We start from the raw sequence: 5738 nt of genomic DNA on the forward strand, positions 1-5738 counted from the left end.
ACTAGGATGTTATTTCAGGCATTGCAGCCTTATTTGACTCCTAAACGTCTCGCACATCATCAATATGATAGAAACCGCCACCTTTGCAGCCGGATGTTTTTGGGGAGTCGCCGCCAAATTTAGTCAGATCAACGGCGTAATTGAAACCGCCACCGGATATATGGGGGGACATTTTCCCCACCCATCTTATTTAGATGTAGCCGCCAGAATTACAGGTCATGCAGAAGTGGTACAGCTTCAATATAATCGTGATCTAGTTTCCTACGAACAACTATTAGAAGTCTTTTGGCAAATTCATGACCCCACCTCCCTAAACCGCCAAGGTCCTGACCGAGGTGAACAATACCGATCAGCAATTTTTTATCATAATTCCCAACAGGAACAAATCGCCAGAAAATCCAAACATCAACTGCAAATATCAGGAACCTATCCGCGACCTATTGTTACCGAAATTAAACCCGCATCCGAATTTTACCCCGGTTCCGGTGGTCCTTAAAATTAGATACTATATCGCCAATCAATCCACTGCGTCAATGGTCATCATGATCAATTCTCAGAAGACCTCCTAGCAGTAATTTCAATTATATATGGGTGATAGCTATTAGGTTCATAGGAACCCACCCAAATTTCATACCTACCAGATAACCACTGACCGATAATTCCTGGGTTCATACCAATTAAGTCATCATTACACCAACTCCCCCCTGGTCCCCTAACCACAATTACCGTGTCTTCATTGCTTTTAACCGTCAGACTCAGATGGTTAAAAAACTCAGTTAAAACCAGGGTATGGTCTGGCTTTTGATCCACATAACCGATACAGGAACCCGTTGGCGTTTCCTCTCTACCCGCAATATCTTGACTCCTCACCGGACCCCCACTCAGTCCCCTAAGAATCATTGGATCTGGTTCAAAATTCGGTGATAGCGTCACGTTTTCAAACATTAAGGTTGGGTTAGAACCCTGAGAATAAGCCACCCCTGAACTATTGACAAATAACCCAACAACTGCCACCATTGAGCTAAATATCATGCTTTTGGTTGGCTCAATTTCCATCAGTCTGTCTCCTTATATCACACAATTTGAGATAACTATATTATAGTTATAATTAGCTTTTAATTATCCGGCTATCATCCCTATGGCCCTGGGGAAGGTCTGGTAGCGCTATTTGAGACTTACAGAATCATGAATAATAGCTGATTAATAGCTATCCCGATTACAACAATCCCCTGTCTTATGTTGAAGACAGGGGAATCATAATATACGGAAGTTACCTAACTTCTAGTTGTATCAAGTCCGTTTTAGCTAGGTGTTATTGACTGATTAACCGGACTTGAGATTTACCATGTTTGACGTTGTGTAATTAGAGCTGCAATTAACATTTTTACCAGTAAATAAATGCCAATATTTTTTTAGCAATAATTATCCTGATAAATAGTCACTCTAAACAGTATTAATTTTCCCCAAACACATCTTTCTTAAACTCGCGCCACTTATTAACCAGTTCTTCACGAGTTTCGCTCCGCAGTAAATAGCGATAGACAAACCATCCAGAGAATCCAATTCCCACCATTTCTAAACTGGGTTTAACTAGGGGGATTTGATTAATAATATCAATCACCCCAACTAACACCCGCAGGGTTACAAACAACACAATAATCAGAATTACAGTTGTTAGCGGACGGTAGTATTCACTGAAAAACTTACTAAAGTTTTCTGGTAAATTCGAGAAAAAGTCCAGGACCTTTTCTTTAATCGCTGTCACATCTACTTCCGGCATATCTACACCCCCCTCAAGTGTGGGTTCGGTAGTTATAGCAGCAGGTTGAGCAGCGGCTACAGGTTCCGGTTTTGGTTCCGGTTTTGGTTCCGGTTTTGGTTCCGGTTTCGGTTCTGGGGGTTTAGCAGCCACAGGTTCTGGTTTCGGTTCGGCTTTGGGTTCTGGTTTGGGTTCTGGGGGTTTAGCAGCCACAGGTTCTGGTTTCGGTTCGGCTTTGGGTTCTGGTTTCGGTTCGGCTTTGGGTTCTGGGGGTTTAGCAGCCACAGGTTCTGGTTTGGGTTCCGGTTTGGGTTCTGGTTTCGGTTCTGGGGTTTTAGCAGCCACAGGTTCCGGTTTGGGTTCTGGTTTGGGTTCTGGGGTTTTAGCAGCAGGTTTAGCCTCAACTACAGGTTCGTGATCTTTGGGAGTAGAGGATTTAGCTGGAGTAGTATCTGCTTTAGTAGCAGACTTTTTATCCTCAATGGGAGTTTTATCGTCTTGTGGTTTGGATTTAGAGCTATCCGCCATAGCATTCAGCCTCAATAACAATTAACGATCTAATATGTTTTGCAAGCGAGTTAGATCAGTTCCTCGCTGATGAAGAAGCAGCCAGGACTCAACTAAATCCGGGCCATGAACAGCCCCAGTGAGAGCTGCTCTGAGCGATCGCATGATCAGCCCTTTTTTAAGTTTCGTCTCTTTGGTAACAGCTTTGATCATATCCTTGACGGTATCTGCTGTCAGTGTTGGCTCAGATTCGAGTTTATCCTTGATAGCTGCCAAGACGGTTTGGGCTCCCTCTTGTTGCAACTGCTGCTGGGCTTCTTCATCTAAACTGACACTGGAGGGAAAGAACATCGCCGCCATATCTACTGCATCTTTGAGACGGGTAAGACTAGGACCAATGAGGGTTGTTAACTGTTCCAACCAAAGGCGATCGCTCTGTGGTTCAAAGTCATAACCGGCCTCTTCCCAATAGGGAATCAACATATCTGTCAACTCCGACACTGGCAGATTATGGATATACTGACCATTCAACCAATCGAGCTTATCCCAGTCAAATTTTGCCCCCGCCTTATTGACTCTATCAAAACCAAAGTTTTTCGCCGCCTGTTCTAGGGTAAAGATTTCCTGAGTCGAATCAGTGGGAGTCCAACCCAATAGTGTCATATAATTAGCCAAGGCGGGGGCTGTGTAACCCAAATTTTGGAAATCTGAGATAGAAGTCACCCCGTCCCGCTTAGATAGTTTACGGCCATCAGGATTCAAAATCAAAGGAGTGTGGGCGAATTCTGGAACCCTTCCCCCGAAGGCTTCGTAGAGTAGTATCTGTTTGGCAGTATTAGCGATATGGTCTTCACCGCGAATTACATGGGTGATCTGCATATCAATATCATCGACCACCACCGCCAAATTATAGAGAGGCTGACCGATTGCATTGCTACTGGAAGCCCTAGCAATGACCATATCTCCCCCCAAGTCGGAGCCTTTCCAGACTACCGAACCCCTGACCAAATCATTCCATCTAATTTCTCGGTTGTCGTCTATTTTAAAGCGAATCACGGCACTGCGGCCTTCAGCTTCCAAAGCCGCCCTTTGTGCTGCGGTTAGGTCGCGGTGGCGGTTATCATAGCGAGGAGCTTGATTTTTAGCTTTTTGAGCCGATCGCATTTCCTCAAGTTCTTCCGGGGTACAATAGCAACGGTAAGCCAAACCCGCATCTAGGAGTTTACGGATAGCTTCCCGGTACAAATCCAGGCGCTCCGACTGAAAAAACGGCCCCTCATCCCAATTTAGGCCCAACCAAGTTAGTCCATCCAAAATATTTTGGGTAAATTCAGGACGCGATCGCTCTTGATCTGTATCTTCAATGCGTACTATAAACTCACCGCCCTGATTTCGGGCGAAAAGCCAGTTAAATACAGCGGTTCTGGCTGTACCAATGTGTAGATTACCTGTAGGGCTAGGAGCCAAACGAACTCTGACAGTCATAATTTCTGGGTTGCCTTTGTATCTTGATCGCGCCAACGGCTGGCTAATTGTCAATGTTGGCTTTTGTCCACTCAACAAACCACAATCGCCATCTCAACATTGTATCTTTTTTTGTAACTGTCCATACCACCGAAAGCGATCGCAAACCCATTCTACCCTCAACCAACATTGGCTGCGGGTGCAAGAGTCTTGTCCTGTTTCCTGGGGCTGACCTAGCACCCGCCCTTATGGGAGGGCGCTTTTTCGCTCAGAATACAATTTGGCTGGTTCCGATTATTCTACGGAATTTTCCGGCATTTTTTCCGCTGAAAATGTGATAAAATTACCAAACAGAGCCAGAGTTCTATAGCGATTATTCAACACTTCCGATGTGTAAATGCTAAAAAACATCGCATTTTGTCGGTGAGTAGAATTGTCAATAAAAGCCCTAATTGTAACCCGTTGAGAAGTTACCAAAGTATTGCAGGTGTCTACAATCATATTAGAAAAACCTCGGAGAATAGCCGGAACTTCCGCCTCATTACATAGGTTGTTTTTCGCTTCTTGGGATAACTTCACCGAGGCATATTCGAGATAGTCTTGGCGACTGGGGTTAGTTAAAGCCATTGTTCCCGCCAAAATGGCCAGAAAGATAGCCATTTTACTGATATGCCCACCAGCATGGCTTGATTCCATCCGATCAACTTTCATCATTTTAAATAATCACCTCTAACAGCATTTTATCGAGAAAAATAGATCATCATACTAGGTTAAGTTCCATTAACCCGGACTAGGGCTGATCAGAGTTAAAATTGTTAGACAAACAAGTAGGGATCGAGAGAGATGTTACCATCTCCCCCTCCCATTCAAAACCGTACTTGAGACTTTCACCTCATACGGCTCTAGTGGTGCTTCCACATCCAGATAATTGGCATAGACACGAAAAACTTCCTGATGTGACGCACGCGCAGACTGCTCCATTGTTAAGAATGCAGCGTTGACGTTGTCAAGTGCCGTCTTATCATCGCGGGTGTGGCGGTGCAATAGTTGAAGATTCTTGTATTCATCCTTTCCGCCGTGGCTTCGAGGTACAATGTGGTCTACTTCAACTAAATCTGATGGGGTAAAGTATTGCCCACACCAGGCGCATAGGCCTTTTTGCTTTTTGAGTAGTTTTGCTACCCTGTTTGGCGTATCAATTGCTTGACCTTTTCTGGTTGCCCAGTAAGTCCAGTTTCCGTCATAAAGTGTTGCTTCAGGGCGTATCAGGGTATGTCTGACAATCGGAGTGTAGCTATGCTTCCATAGTCTATGTCCATCCTTGGTACAGAATAACCAAGTTTCATGCCTTTCTCTATCATCGCTGAGTTTAACCGTTTCCGGTCTACAATAGTTACTCAGTTCTTTAGGATTTGCCTTTCCGCATCTTGAGATTCTCCATGCCCGTAACATTTGCCAGATTATATGGTCTAACTTATTGAAGGTCTCAGATGAGACGACCCCTGAATAGTAATTTGAGTTATGGTCGAACAGGAAGTCACCTTCCCGAGCTCCACTTCAAAACCGTGCTTGCGAGTTTCCCAGCACACGGCTCCTGATATGGACACCCTTTTTCGTAGGAACAGAGTTACTACCCCCTGCTTTCGTACTTCGACTTTTGGAGCTGTATACAACCACGTAGTCTTTAAACTCGCTCTAGTCATAATACTCTTAATCGTCGCAGTATCTATGTCCATACCGTGACTAGTGGGCATATCCTAAGCATTACGGTTAGGCATTGGCTTTCAGTCATATCCTACTCCCTCCAAGGGGTAGGGGTCGAAAGGGAAGTCACCCTCCCCAACTCCCATTCAAAACCGTACTTGAGACTTTCACCTCATACGGCTCCTGATGTGGACACCCCTTTGTCATGGGAACAGGGTTACGACCCCCTGCTTTGTATAGCACAAGATAGAACAGTTAGGACGTATAATGGCAAGGATATCTACAGAAGACCCAAAAAGCCAGT

At 44.7% G+C, this 5738-nt stretch carries 6 protein-coding genes and 1 pseudogene; 1 reads left to right on the plus strand and 6 read right to left on the minus strand.

Annotated features, from left to right (window positions below; translation table 11 throughout):
- Positions 1-64: 64 nt before the first annotated feature.
- Positions 65-496 (plus strand): peptide-methionine (S)-S-oxide reductase MsrA, encoded by a 432-nt coding sequence (gene msrA / locus P5674_RS22805; protein WP_006616038.1) that lies wholly within the window; start codon positions 65-67, stop codon positions 494-496.
- 50 nt (positions 497-546) lie between these two features.
- On the opposite strand, the gene P5674_RS22810 is transcribed toward msrA, so the two are convergent.
- The 6 genes and pseudogenes from P5674_RS22810 to P5674_RS26740 all read right to left on the minus strand — a co-directional run.
- The gene (locus tag P5674_RS22810; RefSeq protein WP_006616037.1) at positions 547-1056 is read right to left on the minus strand and encodes a hypothetical protein; all 510 of its coding nucleotides are present in this window, start codon (positions 1054-1056) and stop codon (positions 547-549) included.
- A 397-nt stretch (positions 1057-1453) separates the two neighbouring features.
- Positions 1454-2287, minus strand: a complete 834-nt coding sequence (locus P5674_RS22815) for a CAAD domain-containing protein (protein ID WP_315670307.1) — start codon at positions 2285-2287, stop codon at positions 1454-1456.
- A 21-nt stretch (positions 2288-2308) separates the two neighbouring features.
- Positions 2309-3751 (minus strand): glutamate--tRNA ligase, encoded by a 1443-nt coding sequence (gene gltX, locus P5674_RS22820; protein WP_006616161.1) that lies wholly within the window; start codon positions 3749-3751, stop codon positions 2309-2311.
- 273 nt (positions 3752-4024) lie between these two features.
- A complete protein-coding gene (locus tag P5674_RS22825; RefSeq protein ID WP_014275541.1) occupies positions 4025-4444 on the minus strand; it encodes a DUF4359 domain-containing protein in 420 nt (139 codons plus the stop codon).
- Positions 4445-4576: 132 nt separating this feature from the next.
- Positions 4577-5182: an HNH endonuclease gene (locus P5674_RS22830; RefSeq protein WP_014275542.1), complete on the minus strand. Its 606-nt coding sequence runs from the start codon at positions 5180-5182 to the stop codon at positions 4577-4579.
- Between the two features lie 9 nt (positions 5183-5191).
- Positions 5192-5263: pseudogene (locus tag P5674_RS26740) on the minus strand (hypothetical protein); the annotation flags it as partial.
- Positions 5264-5738: the final 475 nt, after the last annotated feature.

The sequence above is a fragment of the Limnospira sp. PMC 289.06 genome (assembly GCF_032350395.1).
GTDB classification, from domain to species: domain Bacteria; phylum Cyanobacteriota; class Cyanobacteriia; order Cyanobacteriales; family Microcoleaceae; genus Limnospira; species Limnospira platensis.